This is a genomic window from Dyadobacter jiangsuensis, from assembly GCF_003014695.1.
In the GTDB taxonomy this organism is placed as follows: domain Bacteria; phylum Bacteroidota; class Bacteroidia; order Cytophagales; family Spirosomataceae; genus Dyadobacter; species Dyadobacter jiangsuensis.
This window is the reverse complement of sequence record NZ_PYAS01000018.1, coordinates 1-21,418: the sequence shown is the minus strand read 5'-3', so window position 1 is coordinate 21,418 and position 21,418 is coordinate 1. Positions and strand designations below refer to the sequence as shown.

Below are 21,418 nucleotides of genomic sequence, written 5' to 3'. Positions count from 1 at the left end.
GTATTTCCGGCACCGTGACGGTAAATGCTGGGTGAATAGTCCTTTTAACCCCGATGAATAGTGCGTTGCACGGTTATTTCCTTGCAGGAATGCCCGTGCAACGCCTATATTTATCCCTTCGAACAAAACATTTGAATGGAAAAAGAGAACGAATTGTTCGGCGTGAAGGAAATTGCCAGGCGCGCCAATGTCTCCACTGCTACGGTCGATCGCGTGCTGCATAACCGAACGGGCGTTTCGGAGAAAACCAAGGCGAAGATCAATGCGATCATCAAGGAGATGGACTATCAGCCCAACATCCTGGCCAGCCGGCTGGCTTCCAAAAAGATCATCAGCCTCGCCGCATTAATCCCCGACGTGTCGGAAGAAACGGATTTCTGGTCGGCTCCGCTGAACGGGATACGCCGGGCGGAGGCAGAAATGAAGCAATATGGCGTACAGGTGCAGGTTTTTCTGTTTGATCTGAATGATAAGGATTCGTTTGCCGACCAGATCAGGGTCGTGCTGGACGCCGGTTTTCACGGCATCCTGATTTCCCCTTCCTTTATCGAGGAAACCCGGAAGTTTGCGGCAGAATGCGTGCGACGGAAGGTCCCGTACGTTTTCATCGATTCCGATATTCCCGACCTGCACAGCCTTACGTACATAGGCCCGCACCTGCGCAAGAGCGGGTACGTGGGTGCGAAGCTCCTCACTTATCGCCTCGAACCGGAGAAAAAAGTGCTGATCATCAATATCTCCAAGGAGATCGACAATTACAATTACCTCGAAATTGAGGATGGTTTCAGGGCGTATTTCAACGACAATAACCAGCCGAACGAGATTGTGCGGATCGATATCCGCGAAACGGATTACCAATCGGTGGCCCGGCACCTTACCTATGTGTTCCATTTAAATAAGGACATCGGTGCGGCGTTTGTGACCAACTCGCGCGTGCATACGGTCGCATCTTTCCTGAAAAACAGTCACCGTACGCACGTCTCGCTGATCGGCTATGATTTTGTGCGGGAAAACGTGGATTACCTGGAAGACAATGTGATCGATTTCCTGATCTGCCACCGTCCCGACGACCAGGGCTACCGCGGCATGATGGCACTTTACCAGACGCTCGTCGTGAATGCGCCCGTCACGAAGCAGAACTACATGCCCATCGATATCGTCACGAAGGAGAATTACGAGTTCTATCAGAATTAATTTTCCTGAAAATGGAAATACCAAACTTAAACCCACGGGCCTAGCGGTAAACTCAGCTTCGGATATGGCCAAGGCGCTCGAACCGCTTTTTGGTGCGGCGTTTTCATCGGTGATAGGCAACGCGTCGGTAGTAGGCACGCTATTGGGTGATGCGGGGAGTTCGGACGTATATTCAACATCGAACCGCAGATGTTTTTGTTGGACGTTTTCTCGGAAATGAGTTGAAATTAATTAAGTTGGAATGATTTTTTTTGGTTAATTAAAAGATAATCAGCAATATAACTGTGGTTATAATTTCAGTTTTCGCTTTGCAATCTCAGAAAAGTTTTGTTCGTTTGTGGGAGAACACTGTACCACAACACTATGATCAACCCTCAATCCATACGTGCCATTGCCAGGCAAAGACTTAAAGAGGCAGTCGTCTTGTACAATGAGAGAATGTTCGACGGCGCCTTTTACCTTGCAGGTACAGCGCCGAACTGACCCTTAAAGCGAAAATATCCGAGCGATTCGGGATACCCAATCTGTTTGACGAGAGCGCGGCACACTCATTACAGGGGATCAGGGATATCCGGAGCGCGGTGAAAACGCATAATCTGATCAACTTGCTTGTTTTTAGTGGGCTAAAAAACAAATTCGAGGACGAGAAAGCGTTGCATCCGGCACTTGCCAAAGCTAATGGGCTACTTTTTGATGCCTGGAACGAAAAGGCCAGATACGTGCCTTGTGGGCACGTGGCTGAGGAGGATATGAGGAATTTGCTGAATTTATTGTCAAACCATAACGGAATACTAGCATGGATAGAGCAGAATTGATGAAAGCTTTGGAGCCGTTCAGTGCGCGTTGCGCGGATTTGGGACGCCCCCTGGACAGTATCAAACTCGAAGAAGCCTATCCCGGCGATTCTTCCACGTCATACATTGTTCAGGTTGAAGCAGCGTGGGCGAATGGGCGTTCGCTTTGGTATGCGATCGATTTTCTTTTTGATGTCTTGTTTGAAACGGTCACCTATAAAATGAGGACTAAGGTATTTACGATTCAGGTGGTTCGGCGCCAGGTTACTTGTAGCGATCGGGAAATCGAATCGATCGACACACTGATGGCCATGATGGGTTGATGTGGAATGAATGTTGTTATTACCTGCCAGCCGGCTTCCCAAGAAGTCGGCTGGTTTTGTTTTAATTAGTATTTTAATTTATTAAAGCTGGATAAAATTCAGATATTGGATCAGGGTAGCGGGCTTTTATGAAGTCTGATCAATTGAAACACATTTCCAAACCCATGATTTCCGGAAAACCTGAACATTTCTCCCGACGCGAATTTGCCCGCCGAGCGGGTATCCTGGCTGCGGCCGGCATGTTTGCACCTGAAAACCAATTCCCGAACCCATTTTCGAAGCCAGCCGTGAAGAAAATTACCATCAAGAATGTCAGCTCCAACTTTGAGCGGGAGCCGCTGAATCCCTACCGTTTCAAAGGCAGCGCCATTACCGACAGCTGGCAGGCCATTGCCATGCTGGAATCCGATTCGGGTGCCCGCAAAGTAGGGCTGGGTACGCAAGGCGTGTTATGGTCGGATTCGAAGGTTTTCGCCGCCCATTCTGAAAGCGCCGGTAATGCGTTGATGTACGCCATGAGCGAGCATGCTTTGCAGCTGATCAAATGGACGTCGTTCACCGACCCGGTGCAACTACTCGATGATATTTTACCCGAAGTACTTGCCTACGGTAAGAAAATCACCGGCAACCCCGATCTGCGGAAGACCTTTGCATTGAATGCCCTCGTGTGCGTGGACAATGCCGCGTGGCTGCTTTATTCGCAGGAGAACGGCATGAAGCAGTTTGATGAAATGGTACCTGCCGCTTACCGGCCCGGGCTTTCTTACCGGCATGAGAAAGTGGCGAGTATCCCTTCGTTTGCAGTCGGTACCTCGCCGGAACGCATCAAGCAGGCGGCCGATGAAGGTTATTTTATATTAAAACTCAAAACCGGTGCGGCGGGAACGCAGCAGGAGATGATCGAGAAGGATATCGCCTTTCTGACTGCCGTGCACAAGGCGATCGGTCATTACGAGACGCCTTATACCCAAAACGGGAAGATTCCTTACTATTTCGATGCGAATGGCCGTTACGAGAAGAAGGAAACGCTGCTCCGCTTTCTGGATCATGCCAAAAAGATCGGTGCATTCGATCAGATCGCGGTGATTGAGGAGCCTTTTGAGGAAAGCAACGAGGCCTTCGTGGGCGACCTGGGTGTGCGCGTGGCCGCCGACGAAAGCGCGCACACGGTGGAAGATGCCGCACACCGCATTGAGCTAGGGTATTCCGCGATTGCGGTGAAAGCCATTGCCAAAACGCTGAGTATGACCATGAAAATCACCCAGCTGGCCTACGAGAAAAAGGTCCCTTGCTTCTGCGCCGACCTCACGGTGAATCCTATCCTGGTCGACTGGAACAAAAATGTGGCCGCCCGTTTGCAGCCTTTCCCCGGAATGTCGGTAGGCTTGCAGGAAACGAACGGCCATCAATATTATAAGAACTGGGACAAGCTCGCGACTTTCCATCCGATGGCGAATGGCAGCTGGACGAAAACGCAGAAAGGGGTATATCTCACCGACAAGTCGTTTTACGCTCAAAGCGGCGGGATTTTAGCTCCTTCTGCGCATTATGAAGCGATGTTCGCCGGTTGAAACAGCTATTAGATCTGCTTCAATGCCTTGAAAATCTCGGCGTGCGGCTGTTCGCCCTCGAATGTCCTCACGAGGTTTCCTTTTTTGTCGTAAATGGCAATATAAGGGAACGAGCGGATCTGGTAGTAGCGCTGCACGAGGTAGGAAGTGCCTTCCGTACCCACTTTGAAATTCGGGTAAGTACCGAGGCTGTATTGGCTCACAAAAGGTTTCAGCATGTCCATGGCCTGGAATGTGACCATAACTACTTGCTTGTTGGCAACCACGTTGGAGTTTTTCAGCAAATCTTTGGTGAAGCTCTGGCAGTGTTCGCAATCCGGTGAAAAATAGATGAGTACCACCGGCCCGGCCGCGAGCTGCGACGAGGTGTATTGCTGGCCATTTACCAGCCTGATCTGAAAGGGAGCTATTTTTTTACTGGTAGCAGCAACCTGGGCGTAGCCGTTCGACATGCCGACTATCAATAATAACAAGAATGAGAACTTACGGAACATAGCACTTGGATAGTAAAAATGAGTCCGCAAGTTATCAATCTTTGAGCTATCAGATATCGGATGGTCCGCTAACTTTTTCCGAAATGTTGCGCAACTGGCGGGTATGCCTTTTCGAATGGCAGAGCACAAATTGCAGCCATTCCCAGCGGGTGAGATTGGCGATCTGCGGGAATTCAAAATCCGTGCAGGTAAGTGTGAGGTCTTCGTTGGCCGCAATCTCGCGGATTGCGGCACGCTCGGCTTTGAATGCATCGAGCAACTGCTGTTGATCGTGCGGCCCTGCCGACGGGATAATGAACTCCGGCGCCTGGTATTTGGCTGTGAAATCGAGAAATATCGATTCGATCACGGGTACGTATTGTGCTACCGGTCTGGCGGTGTCTTCGGTCGAGCCTAGTACTGTTTCCGGAATGCCTGATTCGGACATCAGGATGTGTTCAGCGACCTGGCCGGCTGTCCAGCTGCCTTCAAACGGGACAAGATTTATCTGCCGGGGATTCAATGCGGCGAGGATCGAGTAAAAGTCCTGCTCGGTTTGGTCGAGTTCGTGCAATAGCTGTTTCCGGTCCACTGTTTCGTTTGTTTTTGCTTCTGCGGATGATGAAATGGTTGACATGGCTTGGTTGGATTAGTTGTTGATGAATTACTTACACTTGCTTACTTTTCTAAAATACCTTTCAGCGTTTGAAGGCTCTGTTCCAGATCGGCGCCTAGCATGCCGTCCATGATGGTGTTCGTGAGATTCATGGGGTAGGCACTTCGTCCGCTCATGCCCCACGACACTTTCGTTTGCGTCGGCGAAATAGCCTCGGTAGTCATTTCGGTGGTGGCAAGTCCTTCGAATGGTCGGATAAACCGGACTTCGAGGTTGATCTTTTTACCTTCTTCGAGCACTTTAATTTCTTCTTCGCCCTTTCCGACATCGTCCTTCTGACTGTCCCAGGCGTATACAAAACCGACGGTGCCATCGGTACCCTGGTAGCCCTTTTTCATGTTCGGATCCATCATCACCCATTTGTTATAATGCTCCTGGTTTTTAATGAATTTGACATAGTCATAAACCTCCTGGCTGGGTTTGTTGATGGTAATTTCCCGTTTGACACTGTACTCTTTGCTTACAAAAAGAGCGGCCACCAGAGCCAGTACAATGATGCCTGCGATGACAAACAGGATTTTCTTGATGATCTTCATTTTTGTAATGTTTTAGGTTATGGAATTGGTAATAAGTTAGTTGTAAAACCATTCATGATGCCGGAATCCGAAAGTCCGGGTACTACTAAGCGGTAGCGAAGGTTTGCCGCTGCAATTTGTGAGAGTAGATGTAGGACACGGCGATCAATGCGAATCCGATGATGAAAGGAGCCCACATGTCGGGTCCGTCACCGAATGCGATGTGGGAGTAAAATGCACCGAACAAATCGTAAAAAATGCCCGCATAGGCCCACTCCTTGATTCGGGGATAGCCCGGAACGAGGATCGCAATGACGCCCAGGATTTTGGCCACACCCAGAAAAGGCACTATGTATGCCGGATAGCCGATGCGCGTCACGTGAGCGATCGCCTCCGGTGCGGAAATAGCGTCGTACACGGCGCCAATGCCGACCATGACCGCCAGTAATCCGGTGACGACCCAGAAGATGATCCTTGTCTTTTTCATAGTTGATGTAGTTTATATGGTTATAGAATGGATAACGTTTGCAATGCTGCCGGTGCTTCGGTTTCGGGCCAAACGTCTTCCAGAATGGCCGCTTCGTAGCCGAAACTTTCCAGTAATCCGATGACGCTGGCGTTGCATACTGCCGCGCCTTCGCAGCTGATCCGCAATACCTTATCACAATCTTCGAGGTCGAAGCTGGCGTGGTAACCCGTGAATGCGAGGCAAATCAGATCGACCAGCAACCTTGCCTGGCTTTGCTTTTCTACGGTTGTTTTGAATACCTCTACCATTTGTTCCGAGCAGTTTTGGAGGCGTTTTGAAACGCCCTGTTTGGCATTATTCCGATGTTACAAACTAAGCGGGTTCGACCAAGAAAAACAGATGTGATTTGCGACATTGTCAGGGGGTGATTGTGACAAAGGGAATTAACCCCGCGTTGCACCGATCGCTAACCCATATCTTTCAGTTGCTCAATGACGTGGGCGTGGTGCCGTTACTTCTGATACCTTGGCATTCTCTCAGCTATTGGTGGGTATTCATAAACGGAAACAACGAGTCATGACAGACGACAGCGGAATAATTGCGCAGGTGTTGCAAGCCACCCATTATCAGGCACTGGCCGAAAGTACGGCCATGACCTACCGGGATATGTTAAAAACCATTCATCCCGATAAATGCAAACATCCGGGTGCGCAGGAAGCCACGAACCGTTTGATCGAATTGTTCAGGCATTTTGGCAGCGGCTCTTCTTTCACCGACGATTCCGGCGAGTTTCTTACCAATGACCACTGGGTACTTTTCCGCGGCGACAGGCGGGCGGTGACTCAGGCAAAGCGGAACCAGCAGGAGGTCGCTGCCGGCGCCCCGGCGCACTTCAAACGTTATATGCCCTACACCTGGGATGCCGATGATAGTTTTTTGCTTTCCCAAAGGGCAGTACCTCTTGTAAACCTGACGCTTCCACAGGAGCATACCAACTGGGTGATGTCGCGATTGCTGGAATTTTGTATGCTCCTGCACAGGCATACGGGAAGCGCGCACCTGGGCCTCACACCCGCGCAGGTAATGCTGGTGCCGGAAACGCACGGGATCGCCGTGGCCGGTTTTTATCATCTGTCGCCCTTAAATGGCAGGGTGCAGACCATTTCGGGAGCATACCGGCATTGGTATCCCGGGCAATTGCTGAGAGACAAAAAGGCCACGGAAAATGCCGACCTCGAAATGGCGAAACGCCTGGGCGCCTATCTTCTCGGCGACCGCTCCGGGCTAGGTACTTCGCTGCGGAAAACCCATCACCGCGAATTCGTCGATTTTCTACTGAGCTCCGACGACGATTCCCTGGCGTGCTATGAAAGATACCGCGCAATGCTCGACAGAAATTTTCCATCACAATTCATACACTTAAATATTTGAAACAATGGGCTATTCCTCATGGAGTGACGATGCTTACGACAGCGTAAGCCGGGTGCGCAGGACGCAATCGATAGACGACAACTTTACGCAGAACAAGCTGGGTGTGATCCATCCCGACCTTTCCCCGGAGGGCGTCGACGTCCGGGAGTCGCGGGATTCGCATTTGCATCCTGATTCGGTGCCGATTATCGTGGCGCTCGATGTGACCGGGTCGATGGGTTCCATCCCCGAAAACCTGATCAAGAATAAATTGGGTGCATTGATGAACACGCTCATCAGCAATGGCATCCTCGATCCGCAAATCATGTTTATGGCTGTCGGAGACCATATTTCCGACGATTACCCTTTACAGGTAGGTCAGTTTGAATCAGGTACGATGGAGCTGGACGATTGCCTTTCCAAAATTTTCATCGAGCGGGGCGGCGGTGGCCAGAACCGTGAGAGCTATCCGTTGGCGTGGTATTTCGCCGCCAGGCATACCTCCATCGATTCCTTCGAAAAAAGGCATGAGAAGGGTTTCCTTTTTACGATCGGGGATGAAGGTTTTCACGATGTAATGGCCGCCGATTTATTGCAGGCCAAATGCGGTTATCGTGGAAAGGAAAGTCTCAACGCTGCGTCGCTGCTGAACGAAGCGTGCCGGTCCTATTTCGTTTTTCATATCCATGCCAACGAAGCCAGCTATCGCAACGACCATTTCGTGTTTTCACAGTGGAAAACGCTGCTTAGCGAGCGTTTCCTGGTGCTCGAAGATCAGAACAACATCGCCGAGCTCATTGCTACTACGGTGGCGCTGGTAAAAGGTGTTAATGCAGATGCCGCCATGAGCGGTTTTGACAGCAAAACACGGCAATCGGTTTCCAATGCGCTGGTCGCTGTTAAAGATTCACTCGTGCGCCGCGACCACGGCATTTCCGGCATTATCGCGTTATAAATGGGGGGAATTCACATTGTTTTGGGGATGGGTTATGGCGACGAGGGAAAGGGCGTTTTCACCGACTACCTTGCCTCCAAGCTGGATCATCCGGTAGTGATCAGATTCAATGGCGGCCACCAATGCGGGCACACTGTGATGCACGCGGATGGTCAGCTGCATGTGTTTTCGAACTTTGGCTCGGGCTCTTTCCGGCAGGTGCCCGCGTTCTTCTCCCGGTTCTGCACGATTGATCCGACGGGGATTGCGCGGGAATCGAGAGCGTTGCAGCGGTGGGGGGCCAGTCCGGTGTTGTTTGTAGATCCGTTGGCTATGGTTACAACGCCTTTTGATAAGTTCTATAATGTAAATGACCGCGCCAACCTCGCTCACGGCACTGTGGGCGTGGGGTTTGGCGCGACCATCGAGCGGAACCAGGGGCCATTCAAACTTTATGCGCAAGACCTGTTTTTTCCCGCGGTTTTGGAACGAAAGCTCGAAGTCGTGCGCGATTATTACCGGATCAAATTCAAAGCCCGCGGGCTGGAAAGTTGCCTGGAAGCACTCGAATTGGAGATTATGAGGCTGGACCAGTTTCTTCGCGATGTGGATATTGCCCGCAGCACAATCCGCTTGCTGACGGAAAATGGATTGTTTGATATGGGTTTTGAGAATTATGTTTTCGAGGGCGGTCAGGGAATCTTGCTCGATATGGATTTCGGTATTTTCCCAAACGTCACCCGCTCGAATACGACCAGCCGAAATGCATTTGAAATACTTCGCCGCAACGGCCTGTATGCAGTCCCGACGATTTATTACCTTACCAGGGCCTACCAGACCCGCCACGGCAACGGCTGGATGTCGGCGGAAAGCTATCCCGTTTCACTTGTTAATAACCTGCACGAAACAAACCGCCCGGATGGGCACCAGGGCGCGTTCCGGACGGGGATTCTCGATACCGATATGCTCAGGTATGCGCTGCAATGCGACGCCAGTATTGCCGGTAATGCCGAGAAGCAAATGGTTATCTCCTGCATGGACCAACTGACCGGCTATCAATACCTTTCGGGCGGAAATGTGCTGACCGCCCCAACCCGAGATTCATTTTTGAAACAGATTGCACTTTGCGACAAGGTTTGGACCAACGACGGGCCTGGTTCCGAAACGATTACCCAATGGCGGTGAGCAGTTTTCTGCCTATTTGCCCGTGTTGTAAATGCTCATGAGGAACGCCTTGCTGATTTTAGCGGCGGCGGCTTCGCATAAATGTCCCTGACCTTCCGGCGCATCCACGCCCTGGCTTTTGCTGGGGCAGGATGCCGTCGAGCGGTATTCGTCGCAAATCCGCCATACGTTGCCGAGCTTGCAAGCCCCATCATTGGATTCTACGGTTTGCAGGTCGAAAATCACGTCCTTTTCGGCAAATGTGGATTTCATCCATTGCCCCGTCTTCATTTTAGCCTCATTTCCTTCGTCGCGGGTGGCGATGTAGACGAGCGGCGGGGTGATGTGCACAAATCGCAAACCCGGTATTTGTGCGCGGAGGTCGTCGATCATCTGCTTGTAGGCAACTTGCACTGCCTCCCTGTCTTCCTCTCGGATGTCGGCATAACCAAATTTGAAGATCGCGATTTTCAATATGCCTTTGTGCGCCAACGCATTCCTTTTGAATTCTTCCATCTTCTCGATCGGCATTCCGTTCGATGCGCTGAATACATTGCCGCTTAATCCGCCGTCCGGTTTTTCATTCATGTCGAAGTATTCGAAACGGAAGCCGTTCGCCGCTGCGCCGTCTTCGAGGTCCGTACCGACGGACTGGTGCATGAAGATCGTATTCCAGCCTTTGATTTTATCTTTCTCCGAGGTTGGGAGGTCATCCCACGCTTTTATACCAGCCGTACCCACCACGCCCGGTGCACCTTTTCCGGGAGGTGTAACGGTGGTCGGGTCGGGATCGTCGCCTCCGGGAGCTGGCGCGTCTTTGGATGAATCCGAACAGCCCATTATGGTGCTGATTATCAGGAATATGAATAGCTTTTTCATCGAGTTTGTTTTATAGTCCCTACGCATCCAAAAGTACCGGGTAGGGCAGAGGCCGGCAACGCGCGTTCGATGAACGACATTTTAAATAGACCAGTAACTAAAACAGTTGGCCGTGACCCTGCTTTTCTGGCAAAGTCTTTTAAATTTGGTAAACAAAAACTTCGCTCTGTTCACTATGCCCGACATCCCGGTTTACCGCTGCGTGATTGTTGACGACGACGAAATTGACCGGCTCACCACGCTGATGTACGCGCGCAAATATCCTTTTCTGGAAATAGTGGGCGTTTATACTGCTGCTACCGAAGCTTTGGAGGCTTTGCGGCAAACGCCTGTGGATGTACTGCTCACAGACATCGATATGCCCGATGTAAACGGTCTCGAATTCCGGGCGGAGATGATGCAGGTGCCGGTTTGTATTTTCATCACCGCATATCCCGACTATGCAGCCGAAAGCTTCGAACTGGAAGCGTTCGATTTTTTGGTTAAACCTATCAAAGCAGAGCGTTTTGCACATGCCATGCAGCGTGTGCAGCATTATTTTGAAATGAAGCGCAAGGCCGAGCTATTCGAATATAGCCTTGGAAGCGACAGCACGGTATTTATCAAGGACGGGCACCAGCAAATCAAGCTGAACCTGCACGATATCGTATACCTCGAAGCGTTGAAGGATTACACCCGCATCGTTACCACCACCCGGAAATACAGCGTGTTGTCCTCCATCGGGAACCTGTTGCTTGAAAATGCATTCCAATCATTCCTTCGCATTCACCGGAGTTACGCCGTACAACGGCATTATATCGAAAAAATTACCCCGCAGGAAGTACATATCGGCAGCTACACATTACCCGTAGGCCGGAGCTTCAAGCATTCGCTGACTAACCTCAAATAGCCGTTATGCGCGCGCTCACGCTCACACTGGTCTTACTGTTGGCCTCTCTCCAGACCCATGCCCAGAAAGAGGGGCAGGCGCTGATCGACTCGCTGGTGTCGGAGCTACCGAGGGCGAAAAACGACACGCTGAAAGGCCGGCTCTACAAACGGATCGCGGACGAGTACTTTTTTATTGATACAAAAATGGCCCTCGCATACGCCAGGCGCGGACTCGCGCACGTGAAAGCGATGCCGTGGGAACGGGGAATAGGTGTTTTTAACACTTCCATGGCGCGGGCGTTCAGCGACATGGGTAATATAGATTCCTGCATGTACTACAATCAGCAGGCGCTGGAAGTGTTCAGGAATATGGGGGATACTTATAATATGTCTACTACTTTTAATAATATTGGTGTGGCTCAGGCAAATATCGCTTCCAACTATCCTGAGGCCATTCGCTATTATTTATTGGGGTTAAAAGAAGCCGAAAAGCAGGGTGATAAATACCTCATGGCTAATGCGAATGACAATGTAGGATCGATATACCTCGCGCAGAAGAATTACCCGAAGGCGCTGCTGTACAGTACCAAGGCATTGAAACTCCGCGAGCAGCTCGAAGCATCGGACATTTACAATATCTCGCGGGAGGTAGGCAACTCGCTGAATTCGCTAGGCAGCATTTATTACCAGATGAAGGATACCGCTGCGTCGCGCCGCTATTTCGGGAAGGCGGCGCTCATGCACGAGCGCGCGGGCAATGTGGAGGGGCTCGCGAAGGCGTATGGCAGTCTCGCCTCGTTGGAAAGCCGCAATTTCGAGGCACGGCTCACCTATGGGCGCAAGGCCGAGCAGTTGTGGGAGGAAGTGAACCCCGCGCACATCGAAGCGGCCAACAACCTGGGCAGTATGGGTTCGGCGTATCTGGAAATGTACAGAAGCCATTTTCTTCCGAAAGGTATTGCTAATCCATCCCAGTTGCTTAAACAGGCGGAACAATACCTGAGAAGGGCGATTAAGGTTAGCGAGGAGAATGGCGATATCAGCTACAAATCGCATTTTACAGGAGTACTCGCCGAGGTACAGGAGCAGCGCGGTGATTTCAGGAATGCCTATTATAATTTCAGGGCGTACAAAGCGGTGGAGGATTCGCTGTTTTCGCAGGAGGAGAAAAACAAAATCGCCGGACTGGAAGGGGAACGTGAAATTGCATTGCGCGACAAACAGATCGAAATCAACACCCTTGAACTCGATGCCCGCAAGAGGCAGCAATGGCTGCTGACGGGCGGTTTGTTGTTGCTCGCGGCCATAGGGGCACTGCTTTACCGGCAAAATCGCTTGCGGAACCGCACCAATGTGCAACTGCTGCGCCTGAACAACGAGCTCGACGAGGCCAACCAGGTGAAGGCGCGTTTCTTTGCTATATTAAGCCACGACCTCCGTAGTCCGGTAGCCAACCTCGTTAATTTCCTCCATTTACAGAAGGAAGCGCCGGATTTGATGACGCCAGAAGCGGCTGAAATGCATCAGAAGCGGTTGACGGATTCCGCCGAATCGCTGGTCGAAACGATGGAATCCATGCTGTTGTGGAGCAAGAGCCAGATGCAGCAGTTCAGGCCGCAGGCCCGGCGCATTGCGGTCGATGACCTGTTTGATTATATCCGTAAGTTCTTCGCGGGGACGGATTGTATTACATTCAAGTACCATAATCCCGAAACCCTGTCGGTGTTGGCCGACGAAGATTACCTCCGCACGATCATGCAGAATTTGACCAATAATGCAGTGAAGGCCTTGAAAATGACCCCGAGCGCACAAATCCACTGGGAGGCGAAGGAGGAGGGCGGGCAAGTCGTGTTGTCAGTTACCGATAATGGCCCCGGCGCTTCCGAAGAGCAATTGAATGCCTTATACGATGGCAGTGCGGCGATTGGTATCAAATCGGGATTGGGCCTGCACCTGATCCGCGACCTGGCGAAGGCAATATCCTGCCAGGTTTCGGCCCGGTCCAATGCCGGGAAGGGTATGGTGTTCAGTCTGGTGCTGGTAAAAGCCTAAACGCCCCACGCCGTGATCATAAGGTTTCTGGGCCCGCCGTAGTCGCGGTGTTCGCAGAGATAAATGCCCTGCCAGGTACCGAGTGCGAACCTGCCGTTCCGCACAGGGATCATCACCGAACTCCCCAGCAACGAGGCTTTCAAATGCGCCGGCATGTCGTCGGAGCCTTCGTAGTCGTGTTGGTAATCGGGATCGTTTTCGGGGACTGATTTATTGAAGTACATTTCAAAATCAATACGCACAGTGGGATCGGCATTTTCGTTGATCGTCAGCGAAGCCGAGGTGTGCTGGATGAATACCTGGCACATCCCGGCTTTGATTTCGCTGATCGACGGTAATGCATGTAGGATTTCCCCGGTTATGAGGTGGAAACCGCGGCTTTTCGCCCTGAGCTGAATCCCTTGCTGAAACATTTTCATAGAAAGCCTGATCGCTGATTAGCCCGCAAGAAAACACAATTCCGCCTATTTTTACATGTAACGCATGCCCGGATAGCCGAGTAATCTCCGCCAAAGTGCGATTTGTCCGACGATATTCGCTTCGCGGTAGATCGAGAAAGTGATCAGTTCATAGAGCGACAGGGAAAACTCCGGGCCCATATCAATCCGCCGTTCCAGTTGTTCGTCGCTTACATTACTCAGCAGCTCTTTCAGGATCGGCGTGATTTTATCCCAATCCGCCTGATATGACGCGATCGTCGGGTACTCCACGCCATCCTGAATCCCCTTGAACTCCTTGAAAAGCTCATCAGCCTGCTGGTGTCCTTCATACCCGAGGTGACGGGCAAGGTCGAACCGCTGTTCTACGAGTGCACCGGCGAGCCAGCCGATGTGGTTAGCCTTGGTATCCAGCCGCTTCTTTGTGTCTTCATGCGAAATGTTTTCTGTTACAAAGGCAAAAAAGGGAGTTTGTAAGTTGTAGAGGCTTACGATGCCCTGCATGCGGGTGCTCTTTACATTTTCCATGTTTCAGTTGATGGTTAAGGATGATTATTTTTCAGTTTCAATCACCGACAGGATATTACCGGCAGGATCGGTGAACCACGCGATGGTAGGGCCGTTGCCCCGCATGATGTCGTCGGCATCCGTCTTGAACCCCGGCCAATCGTAGCTCTCGAATTTTACTCCCTTGGATTTGAGTGTTTTGACGACCTCTTCGATGTTCTTCACTGGGAAGTTGAGAACGGTAAATGTCGCTGGCTCGTGGTTTGGTTTTTCATACAATATCACTTCGTAGCCTCCGTGAATATGCAAATGGAGGACCGGCATTTCCTCTTGTTGGGACACTTCTATCCCAAGTATTTCACCGTAAAACTGTTGCGCTTTCCGCAGGTTATCTACTGAATATCCGCTGAAAGCTTTCGTTTGTCCAAACATAGCTGTGTAGGTTAGTTGTTGATTGAATTAAAAAAATGTCAAGCCTCTTCGCTGACGGGCACGTCGTCGGTGTCATATTCGGGGGTGGGCTTCCGATAAACGAGCGACAATTTCCGGTACGCCGCTGATTGCATGGCGATCAGCGTTACAATGAGCCCCACAATGCCGGTTACGATAAACAAAAGTGCCAGACCGCGGGCTGTCCCGGTCCCGAACCAGGAGCCTATCAGCCTTACACCTGCACCGGTTGTCATAAAAGGAATGAAAATGAACTTGGCAATGGGTCCGATCATGAATGCAGTAATGGGCGAAGCGGCCTGTTCAATGCTCTGCGCGAACCCGAATACGCGGCCTTGTCGCTCATGCGGAATGACCTTTTGGAGGATCGTCTGCTCGGTCGCTTCCACAACCGGGATCAGGCAGAGGTAAACGAACATACCAATTCCCAGCAGCACGATCGATGATTGAACAGGAAAAATCATGCAAATCAGCCACATAACAATGTTGGCGGTAAACAGCGTCTTCAAAGGCATTTTCCCCAGGCCACGCTTGGCCACTACCAACCCGCCGACGATGAAACCGAGGCTTAGCACACCCCAAAGGATTCCCCAGGCCTGTACCGACACCATCGAAAGGCCGTACGCATCCATCAGCGACATGAATACCCCGCCTAGAAAGTTGTTGAATGTGTTGAAGAAAATCAGCCCGAAAAGTCCGGGAACCATGCCTACGGCCGCAATCGTGCCCCGGATGTCTATATGCTGCGTGTGCGATTCGGTGTGGACGATCTCTTTTTCCGGGATGGAGATTGTGAATAAATGCAGAATTACCAGGACGCTCAGCCCCACAGCCAGCACCATCATCCACAGCACACCCAAGTAGCCGATCACCAGCCCACTGAAAATCGACGCGACCAGGAAAGATACCCCGTTCGCTGTACCGACCATTCCGTTGGCCTTGTCGCGGTTATCTTCCTCGATCAGGATCGTTACCACCGTGGATAATGCAATCGAACGGATGTTTCCCGTGATGGCCCCGAAAAGGCAAAGCGTGATAAAAAGCCAGAGGTTAACGCTTGAATCGTCTTTAAAAACGGCTTCGGGGGTAGAGACGTAAATGATCAGGGCGATGATGTAGAGCACCAGCGTAAGTGAGGCCGAGAGCATCATCGAAGTCTTTTTACGGTACCTATCCACGATTGAACCGAGGAAGAAGCCCGAAACGGCCACCGTTGCAAGGTAAACCCCGGCCATGACGGAGGTGGCGAGTACCGAGCGGGTTTCGAGATAGACCCAGAACGTGACGGCAAACCAGACAAACGTATTCGTAAGCGCGGCAGCCAGCGAATTGGCTAATACCGCATAAAACGTTTTCATAACGATATCGATTAATCACCGGATTGTCACCGGCTTGCGAAGTGTTGATACAAAAATACGGCCAGCCCGGCGTTTTTCCGGGGTGAGTATAGGACAATTTACGGGTGTGATTGTGCCAAACGGAGTTTTGGCGAAGGGTATGAAATCCCGGAGAAATGAAAAACCCCGGAAAAACCGGGGTTTGGAGTTATTTTGGATCCACGCGTTGGTGTGCGGCTTTCGGCGCGCTGTACTGTGTCGGTTGTGATGCGGGCGACTGTGCATTAACCTGGCCCTGCTGCGGCGCCGTCTGGCCGGTCGTGGGCTGGGTGGTGCCTTGCACAGGCGATGTTTGCGTTGCGGGTGCATATGCGCCTGTTGAGGGCGTTCCCACTGTGGGCGCTCCCACGCGGGAGGTTCCGTTCGAAGGAGTTTGCTGCATTTGCGTCTGTTGAACCTGCCCCGATGCTGCGGCGGATTGCTGCTGGATCAACTGTGGCTGATAGCGTTCCGGCATGGTTCGCGGGTCTTGCGAGGTGTTTACTTTCGGAACGGATCCCTGCTGGGTAACGGGCCGCGAGTTCACCTCAAATCCCAGATCCTGCACTTCGGATACTTTTTGAACAGGCGCTGCGGTCGGTGCAGGTTGCACGATAGTACCGAGCTGTCCGGGTGCCTCCGGGGCGATCTGGCCGGTGGGCTTGGGTTTAAAACTAGCGGCAGGGGCCGACTGTGCGCCGGAGTAGGCTCTGGGGACTTGTCCCGTTGGCGCGGGCTGTCGTACCTGCGCATTGGCATTGTTCATGGTGAACAGCAGGCCCGCCACGGCGGCTGCTGTCAATACTTTGGATTTCATGTGCGGCATAGTTCTCAAATTCAAGCGTTTCAATGACGCTAAGGTAGGTACTAAAACCATTCCATGAAAGCCAAAGCCCCATTTCTGCTTCCGGCCGGGGACGACGGCGCTGATGCGCAGGCACACCCGTGGAAAGTGAAATGGGGCTCGATTTGTCGGCTATCAGGCGCGGTCCCAGAAGAATGGCGGCTCTACGCCCAGTGCGCGCAGGTACACATAGCCTTGCGCACGATGGTGGATCTCGTTGTCGATCAGGTAAAGGATCGTGTTATAGATCGTGTTTTCGTACATCCCAAACGCAGCCTCGACCTCGTTGAAGCGCTGCGCAGGAATTTGCGGCCACAGCGTGTTAATGTAGTCGGTTACCAGGTCCCAAAGGTTGAGTACCTCCGCTTTGGTGGCCGGGGCGGGCGTCGAATGGTCGAGCACCGGCTCGCTGAATGTCCAGTCGCCAAATGCGATACCGCGGATACCCGGAGCAGCCAGGCCGATCATCTCCATGGTGAGCTGGGCGTAAGTACGCATGCCGCCGATCGAAAAAGTATAAAACTGATCCTCAGGAAATGCCTCGATAACCTTCCGGCTGACCCGACGGTGGCCTTGCCAATGTTCCAGAAGTGCCTCAGCGGTAATGACGGTTGTGGGAGCTGCCAGTTCTTGTGCGGTGTTGTTAGTTTCCATGTCAAAGGTTTTTAAAGTTTATTGTTTGATTACATTACAAACTAAACATCGCCAAGTGACAGCAGTATGTCAGCAGCATTTTGGCATCGCCGAAAAAAATCAATTTTATTTCAAAACCTTCAAATCCGGCCCGAAACGGTATGTTTTGCCTTTCGTTGTATTTACCGACACTACCTTATTGCCGTAGCGCAGCTTGCACGGCTTTCCGGCTTTCGAATGGATGGTCAGGGCTTCAAGCTTGCCGTTTTTCCAGGTCATGTCCATTTCAAATCCGCCGCGGGCGCAAAGTCCTGTCACCTGGCCGGTTGGCAGCGCTTCCGGCAATGCAGGCAGCAGATTGATTTCGCCGAGATGGCTCTGCACCAATGTTTCGAGGATGCCGGCCGCGCCGCCGAAGTTACCGTCGATCTGGAATGGCGGGTGGGCGTCGAACAGGTTGGGGTAGGAGCCGCCGCCGCTCATTTTTTGGCCGGCGTCATACACCGGAGTGAAAAGCTTCCGGATCATCGTATAGGCATGTTCGCCGTCTAGGAACCGCGCCCAGTAGTTGATTTTCCAGGCGAGGCTCCATCCGGTGCCGTCGTCGCCACGGTAGCGGAGCGATTGCATGGCCGCTTTGAGTAGCTCGGGCGTGCCGGTTGGGGTGATCTCCTCGCCGGGGTAGATGCCCCATAAATGCGAAACGTGGCGGTGATGGCTCGTGGTATCGTCGATGTCGGTCATCCATTCCTGCAACTGCCCGTAACGTCCAATCCGGTTCGGAGCGATTTGCTGGCTGGTTTCCGCCAGTTTTTGGGCAAATGCGGCATCTGTTTTTAAAATATCAGCACTTTCAATGCAAGCCTTGAACAGCGCACGGATGATCTGATGGTCCATGGTCGGACCGGCGACTAACCCGCCATTTTCCGGAGAGTTGGAGGGCGAGCTGATCAGGAAGCCTGTTTTGGGATCCTTGACGAGAAAATCGAGGAAGAATTCCGCGGCACCTTTCATCAATGGATAGGCTGTATTTTGCAGAAATGCCTTGTCCTCTGTGAACCGATACCGTTCCCACAAATGCAGACTCAGCCACGCGCCCCCGGTCACCCAAATACCGTGATTGGACGCATTGATCGGTGCCGCCCCACGCCATACATCCGTATTATGGTGTAAAACCCATCCTTTTGCATTGTAGTGCTCTTTCGCTACTTCCGTTCCTGTTTGCGAAACGTCCTTCACCATTTGAAACAAAGGCTCATGGCATTCCCTGAGGTTGGTCATTTCAGCGGGCCAGTAGTTCATTTCGGTGTTGATGTTCACCGTGTACTTGCTATCCCATGAAGGATTGAGCTTGTGGTTCCATTTACCTTGTAAGTTGGCCGGATGCGTTCCCGGCCGGCTGCTTGCGATAAGCAGGTAACGTGCGAACTGGACATACAATGCGAGCAATGCGGGGTCGTCGGGCTTACTCTTGAATTGGCTGAGGCGTTCGTCGGTAGGAGATGCGGAAGCATTGCTCGCAGGAAGCGTCAGCGCGAATCGGTTATAGAGTTTCTGATAATCCGCCCGATGTGCGGTCCATGCGGTTTGGAATGCGGGGGCTTGCTGTAAAATCCCGGCCACTTTTTGAGCAGGATCGCCATTAATGGTTTTATAATCAATATAATTCGTTGCCGCGGCCAGGACCAGCGTCGCCTGGGTTGCATTGGAAACGGTCAGTTTTCCGGCTTCCTGCTTCACGGCTCCGTCGGTGATCAGTTTCACGCGGGCAATGCCATGCAATGCGCCTTTGTCGACGCGGACGCCCAGCTCTATTTCGTTCCCGTTGATTTTGACTTCCTTACTGGCATGAATGGCATCCATTCGCACCGCGAAATTCAGCTTACCCTTTTGCGAGCTGTTAATATGGTAGTAAATCGCTTTCGCGGGATAGCTGGCGAAAGCCGCACGCGTATAGCGGACGCCGCCGGACTGGTAGCTGCTTTTTACAGTGGCGTCCCGAAGGTCAAGTTCACGCACATATGCGCTATGTTGCGCGTGCCCCGGAAAGTCTACATAAACATCACCAAAAGCCTGATAGGCCATTTGACGCATGGGCTGGCTCATGAATTGCTCGTTGGCCAGCTTTTCCGCTTCCTTTTGCTGACCTTCATTGAGCAGGCGGCGAATCTCGCCCAGGTGTGCGGAGGCACCCTTATGCGCGTAACTTCTTGGCTCCCCGGTCCATAGTGTTTCTTCGTTAAACTGGATCTGGTCGGTTTCCACGCCGCCGAATACCATGGCAGCCAGTGCCCCGTTGCCGATGGGCAGTGCTTCCTCCCATTGTTTTGCAGGTTGTTTATACCAAAGCTTCGAGGCGACGTCGCTCTGTGCCCGGCATTGGAAGATAATGAATGTAAGAAAGGTAACGGTCTGAATTAGAGGCTTCATGCCGGTGATGGATAGAGTGAATAAAGATGCAGGGTACACAAAATGTACTGCTGCTGCCTTGCTGACGTGTTTTTAGCCTCCACGCCCGGACAAAAAAGCCCGATAATGCATGGTATTTCCTGCAACGCAGCTAGTTTTTTTCGCGCCATTATACTACCTTATTAGCCGGTTTCCTTCCACACTATGCGTGCCACACCATGCGAGTTTGTGTTTCTAAAATCGGGCTGGATGGCGTCAGGGATTTGCGCACGATGTTCCTGCATGAAAACCACTTTCAGTTCGTCTGCAATAAGTGCCACGACTACGGCTGGGCCGATACCTGGCTGTTCAGGATTGATAATGTCCGTGTCGGGTATGGTTCCGTTTGGGGAACCGATCGCCGGCAGGACCGCGACGCGATCTTCGAGTTTTACCTGCTGCCTCCTTATCGCAAGCATGCGAGTGTCGTCTTCGAGGAATTTCAAATGCACTGCAAGGCGACCTGGATTGAGAGCCAGAGCAACGACATTTTCCTGACTACGATGCTGTACCGCTTCTGCGAAAATTCTTTTGCCGAGGCGATCCTTTTCGAAGACGATTTTCAGACTTCTTTCGAAGTGCCGGGTGCGATTTTTCGCAAACGCTCCGAGCACGATCCCATGGACGGCGACGAGAGCGAATATGTGATCGACGTGGGCGGGGAAATTGTGGCCAGCGGTGGGCTGATGCTGAATTACAACATTCCCTATGCGGACATTTACATGCAAACCCGGGAGTCGTACCGGGAGAAAGGCTATGCTACCTACATTGTGCAGGAGCTGAAACGGATGGCCTACAAAATGGGGCGCGTCCCGGCAGCCCGCTGCAATATCGGTAACCGCGTTTCGCAAGCCACGTTGGAGAAAGCCGGTTTCAGGGTTTGTGGTTTCAGGTTGAAGGGAGCCATCAGGATTTTGGAGGAATAGGAGGGCACGGCACACTTTTTTAAAGTAGCGCGGTTCAAATCAAACAACTGAAACCATGGCTACTACAACAAAGAGTAATGCCACGAATACTTCCACATGTGACCACGATACGATTCGAGCCTGGGTAGAGAAGCGTGGCGGGGTACCTTCGGTAGTGAAAGGTACTGGTAAGAAAAATGAAGGCGACGGCATCCTGCGCATCGATTTCCCTGGTTACAGCGGTGAGGATTCGTTGCAGGAAATCAGCTGGGACGAGTTTTTTGAGAAGTTCGATGAAAGCAACCTGGAATTTTTGTACCAGGAGAAAACAGCCGACGGTAAAGAAAGCCGCTTCAACAAATTCATTTCAAGCAATTGATATAATGCGCATTGGAAGGAGAGGGTGACCCAAAAGCAAAAGCCCTTTTTCTACTATGTAGAACGAGGGCTTTTTTGTATTTTTAATTACGACATTAGAAATACATGGGCAAGAT

Annotated in this window: 23 protein-coding genes; 10 read left to right on the top strand and 13 right to left on the bottom strand. The window is 51.8% G+C overall.

The features are described from left to right. The first annotated feature begins 135 nt into the window (after positions 1-135). The 3 genes from CLV60_RS29180 (at position 136) to CLV60_RS29160 (ending at position 3,882) form a co-directional block, all read left to right on the top strand. Positions 136-1,194 (top strand): LacI family DNA-binding transcriptional regulator, encoded by a 1,059-nt coding sequence (locus CLV60_RS29180; protein ID WP_106598942.1) that lies wholly within the window; start codon positions 136-138, stop codon positions 1,192-1,194. 796 nt (positions 1,195-1,990) lie between these two features. After that, on the top strand, positions 1,991-2,311 hold the full coding sequence (locus CLV60_RS29165) for a hypothetical protein (protein WP_106598941.1): 321 nt from the start codon (positions 1,991-1,993) through the stop codon (positions 2,309-2,311). A gap of 164 nt (positions 2,312-2,475) precedes the next feature. Continuing rightward, the gene (locus tag CLV60_RS29160) at positions 2,476-3,882 is read left to right on the top strand and encodes a mandelate racemase/muconate lactonizing enzyme family protein (protein WP_106599023.1); all 1,407 of its coding nucleotides are present in this window, start codon (positions 2,476-2,478) and stop codon (positions 3,880-3,882) included. An 8-nt stretch (positions 3,883-3,890) separates the two neighbouring features. Here the strand turns inward: CLV60_RS29160 and CLV60_RS29155 are convergent, their stop codons facing one another. The 5 genes from CLV60_RS29155 to CLV60_RS29135 all read right to left on the bottom strand — a co-directional run bounded on the left by CLV60_RS29155 (position 3,891) and on the right by CLV60_RS29135 (position 6,323). Then, positions 3,891-4,376 carry a TlpA family protein disulfide reductase gene (locus CLV60_RS29155; RefSeq protein WP_106598940.1) on the bottom strand — a complete coding sequence of 162 codons (486 nt, stop codon included), beginning with the start codon at positions 4,374-4,376 and terminating at the stop codon, positions 3,891-3,893. A 49-nt stretch (positions 4,377-4,425) separates the two neighbouring features. After that, the gene (locus CLV60_RS29150; protein ID WP_106598939.1) at positions 4,426-4,992 is read right to left on the bottom strand and encodes a DinB family protein; all 567 of its coding nucleotides are present in this window, start codon (positions 4,990-4,992) and stop codon (positions 4,426-4,428) included. A gap of 41 nt (positions 4,993-5,033) precedes the next feature. Continuing rightward, a complete protein-coding gene (locus CLV60_RS29145) occupies positions 5,034-5,567 on the bottom strand; it encodes an SRPBCC family protein (protein ID WP_106598938.1) in 534 nt (177 codons plus the stop codon). A gap of 85 nt (positions 5,568-5,652) precedes the next feature. Beyond that, positions 5,653-6,033 carry a DoxX family protein gene (locus tag CLV60_RS29140; protein ID WP_106598937.1) on the bottom strand — a complete coding sequence of 127 codons (381 nt, stop codon included), beginning with the start codon at positions 6,031-6,033 and terminating at the stop codon, positions 5,653-5,655. A gap of 20 nt (positions 6,034-6,053) precedes the next feature. Then, positions 6,054-6,323, bottom strand: a complete 270-nt coding sequence (locus CLV60_RS29135; RefSeq protein ID WP_106598936.1) for a hypothetical protein — start codon at positions 6,321-6,323, stop codon at positions 6,054-6,056. Positions 6,324-6,591: 268 nt separating this feature from the next. On the opposite strand from CLV60_RS29135, the gene CLV60_RS29130 reads away from it, so the two are divergent. The 3 genes from CLV60_RS29130 to CLV60_RS29120 are packed head-to-tail and all read left to right on the top strand — an operon-like array spanning position 6,592 to position 9,544. Then, complete coding sequence (locus CLV60_RS29130) at positions 6,592-7,446, top strand: hypothetical protein (protein ID WP_106598935.1); 855 nt, start codon at positions 6,592-6,594, stop codon at positions 7,444-7,446. 4 nt (positions 7,447-7,450) lie between these two features. Continuing rightward, the gene (locus CLV60_RS29125; RefSeq protein WP_106598934.1) at positions 7,451-8,380 is read left to right on the top strand and encodes a hypothetical protein; all 930 of its coding nucleotides are present in this window, start codon (positions 7,451-7,453) and stop codon (positions 8,378-8,380) included. Then, positions 8,381-9,544, top strand: a complete 1,164-nt coding sequence (locus CLV60_RS29120) for an adenylosuccinate synthetase (protein ID WP_106598933.1) — start codon at positions 8,381-8,383, stop codon at positions 9,542-9,544. A gap of 12 nt (positions 9,545-9,556) precedes the next feature. On the opposite strand, the gene CLV60_RS29115 is transcribed toward CLV60_RS29120, so the two are convergent. Beyond that, positions 9,557-10,402, bottom strand: a complete 846-nt coding sequence (locus tag CLV60_RS29115; RefSeq protein ID WP_106598932.1) for an SGNH/GDSL hydrolase family protein — start codon at positions 10,400-10,402, stop codon at positions 9,557-9,559. 175 nt (positions 10,403-10,577) lie between these two features. Here CLV60_RS29115 and CLV60_RS29110 point away from each other — a divergent pair, with 175 nt between their 5' ends. Both CLV60_RS29110 and CLV60_RS29105 read left to right on the top strand, forming a co-directional pair. After that, entirely contained in the window at positions 10,578-11,291 is a 714-nt protein-coding gene (locus CLV60_RS29110; protein WP_106599022.1) for a LytR/AlgR family response regulator transcription factor, read from the top strand. A gap of 5 nt (positions 11,292-11,296) precedes the next feature. Then, positions 11,297-13,324 carry a sensor histidine kinase gene (locus tag CLV60_RS29105; protein WP_106598931.1) on the top strand — a complete coding sequence of 676 codons (2,028 nt, stop codon included), beginning with the start codon at positions 11,297-11,299 and terminating at the stop codon, positions 13,322-13,324. Here the strand turns inward: CLV60_RS29105 and CLV60_RS29100 are convergent. The 7 genes from CLV60_RS29100 to CLV60_RS29070 all read right to left on the bottom strand — a co-directional run bounded on the left by CLV60_RS29100 (position 13,321) and on the right by CLV60_RS29070 (position 20,001). Further along, positions 13,321-13,743, bottom strand: coding sequence for a secondary thiamine-phosphate synthase enzyme YjbQ (locus tag CLV60_RS29100; RefSeq protein ID WP_106598930.1), 423 nt, complete (start codon positions 13,741-13,743; stop codon positions 13,321-13,323). The two genes, CLV60_RS29105 and CLV60_RS29100, sit on opposite strands and share 4 nt — an antisense overlap. 51 nt (positions 13,744-13,794) lie before the next feature. Next, positions 13,795-14,289 carry a DinB family protein gene (locus tag CLV60_RS29095; protein ID WP_106598929.1) on the bottom strand — a complete coding sequence of 165 codons (495 nt, stop codon included), beginning with the start codon at positions 14,287-14,289 and terminating at the stop codon, positions 13,795-13,797. A gap of 24 nt (positions 14,290-14,313) precedes the next feature. Further along, positions 14,314-14,700 carry a VOC family protein gene (locus CLV60_RS29090; RefSeq protein WP_106598928.1) on the bottom strand — a complete coding sequence of 129 codons (387 nt, stop codon included), beginning with the start codon at positions 14,698-14,700 and terminating at the stop codon, positions 14,314-14,316. Between the two features lie 38 nt (positions 14,701-14,738). Beyond that, positions 14,739-16,076, bottom strand: a complete 1,338-nt coding sequence (locus CLV60_RS29085; RefSeq protein WP_106598927.1) for an MFS transporter — start codon at positions 16,074-16,076, stop codon at positions 14,739-14,741. Positions 16,077-16,263: 187 nt separating this feature from the next. Then, complete coding sequence (locus CLV60_RS29080) at positions 16,264-16,911, bottom strand: hypothetical protein (RefSeq protein ID WP_146151619.1); 648 nt, start codon at positions 16,909-16,911, stop codon at positions 16,264-16,266. A gap of 162 nt (positions 16,912-17,073) precedes the next feature. Further along, entirely contained in the window at positions 17,074-17,592 is a 519-nt protein-coding gene (locus tag CLV60_RS29075) for a DinB family protein (protein WP_106598925.1), read from the bottom strand. 105 nt (positions 17,593-17,697) lie between these two features. Continuing rightward, the gene (locus CLV60_RS29070) at positions 17,698-20,001 is read right to left on the bottom strand and encodes a glycoside hydrolase family 95 protein (protein ID WP_106598924.1); all 2,304 of its coding nucleotides are present in this window, start codon (positions 19,999-20,001) and stop codon (positions 17,698-17,700) included. Positions 20,002-20,198: 197 nt separating this feature from the next. On the opposite strand from CLV60_RS29070, the gene CLV60_RS29065 reads away from it, so the two are divergent. Together CLV60_RS29065 and CLV60_RS29060 are read left to right on the top strand one after the other, a co-directional pair. Then, positions 20,199-20,945, top strand: coding sequence for a GNAT family N-acetyltransferase (locus tag CLV60_RS29065; protein ID WP_106598923.1), 747 nt, complete (start codon positions 20,199-20,201; stop codon positions 20,943-20,945). Positions 20,946-21,000: 55 nt separating this feature from the next. Beyond that, complete coding sequence (locus tag CLV60_RS29060) at positions 21,001-21,303, top strand: hypothetical protein (RefSeq protein WP_106598922.1); 303 nt, start codon at positions 21,001-21,003, stop codon at positions 21,301-21,303. The last annotated feature ends 115 nt before the right edge of the window (positions 21,304-21,418 follow it).

Bases quoted from the DNA above. Each gene is read 5' to 3' on its own strand.
- CLV60_RS29125 (WP_106598934.1), top strand. From the start codon at position 7,451: ATGGGCTATTCCTCATGGAGTGACGATGCTTACGACAGCGTAAGCCGG.
- CLV60_RS29095 (WP_106598929.1), bottom strand. From the start codon at position 14,289: ATGGAAAATGTAAAGAGCACCCGCATGCAGGGCATCGTAAGCCTCTAC.
- CLV60_RS29155 (WP_106598940.1), bottom strand. From the start codon at position 4,376: ATGTTCCGTAAGTTCTCATTCTTGTTATTATTGATAGTCGGCATGTCG.
- CLV60_RS29120 (WP_106598933.1), top strand. From the start codon at position 8,381: ATGGGGGGAATTCACATTGTTTTGGGGATGGGTTATGGCGACGAGGGA.
- CLV60_RS29090 (WP_106598928.1), bottom strand. From the start codon at position 14,700: ATGTTTGGACAAACGAAAGCTTTCAGCGGATATTCAGTAGATAACCTG.
- CLV60_RS29100 (WP_106598930.1), bottom strand. From the start codon at position 13,743: ATGAAAATGTTTCAGCAAGGGATTCAGCTCAGGGCGAAAAGCCGCGGT.
- CLV60_RS29150 (WP_106598939.1), bottom strand. From the start codon at position 4,992: ATGTCAACCATTTCATCATCCGCAGAAGCAAAAACAAACGAAACAGTG.
- CLV60_RS29105 (WP_106598931.1), top strand. From the start codon at position 11,297: ATGCGCGCGCTCACGCTCACACTGGTCTTACTGTTGGCCTCTCTCCAG.
- CLV60_RS29160 (WP_106599023.1), top strand. From the start codon at position 2,476: ATGATTTCCGGAAAACCTGAACATTTCTCCCGACGCGAATTTGCCCGC.
- CLV60_RS29065 (WP_106598923.1), top strand. From the start codon at position 20,199: ATGCGAGTTTGTGTTTCTAAAATCGGGCTGGATGGCGTCAGGGATTTG.
- CLV60_RS29130 (WP_106598935.1), top strand. From the start codon at position 6,592: ATGACAGACGACAGCGGAATAATTGCGCAGGTGTTGCAAGCCACCCAT.
- CLV60_RS29060 (WP_106598922.1), top strand. From the start codon at position 21,001: ATGGCTACTACAACAAAGAGTAATGCCACGAATACTTCCACATGTGAC.
- CLV60_RS29115 (WP_106598932.1), bottom strand. From the start codon at position 10,402: ATGAAAAAGCTATTCATATTCCTGATAATCAGCACCATAATGGGCTGT.
- CLV60_RS29080 (WP_146151619.1), bottom strand. From the start codon at position 16,911: ATGAAATCCAAAGTATTGACAGCAGCCGCCGTGGCGGGCCTGCTGTTC.
- CLV60_RS29145 (WP_106598938.1), bottom strand. From the start codon at position 5,567: ATGAAGATCATCAAGAAAATCCTGTTTGTCATCGCAGGCATCATTGTA.
- CLV60_RS29085 (WP_106598927.1), bottom strand. From the start codon at position 16,076: ATGAAAACGTTTTATGCGGTATTAGCCAATTCGCTGGCTGCCGCGCTT.
- CLV60_RS29180 (WP_106598942.1), top strand. From the start codon at position 136: ATGGAAAAAGAGAACGAATTGTTCGGCGTGAAGGAAATTGCCAGGCGC.
- CLV60_RS29070 (WP_106598924.1), bottom strand. From the start codon at position 20,001: ATGAAGCCTCTAATTCAGACCGTTACCTTTCTTACATTCATTATCTTC.
- CLV60_RS29165 (WP_106598941.1), top strand. From the start codon at position 1,991: ATGGATAGAGCAGAATTGATGAAAGCTTTGGAGCCGTTCAGTGCGCGT.
- CLV60_RS29110 (WP_106599022.1), top strand. From the start codon at position 10,578: ATGCCCGACATCCCGGTTTACCGCTGCGTGATTGTTGACGACGACGAA.
- CLV60_RS29140 (WP_106598937.1), bottom strand. From the start codon at position 6,033: ATGAAAAAGACAAGGATCATCTTCTGGGTCGTCACCGGATTACTGGCG.
- CLV60_RS29075 (WP_106598925.1), bottom strand. From the start codon at position 17,592: ATGGAAACTAACAACACCGCACAAGAACTGGCAGCTCCCACAACCGTC.
- CLV60_RS29135 (WP_106598936.1), bottom strand. From the start codon at position 6,323: ATGGTAGAGGTATTCAAAACAACCGTAGAAAAGCAAAGCCAGGCAAGG.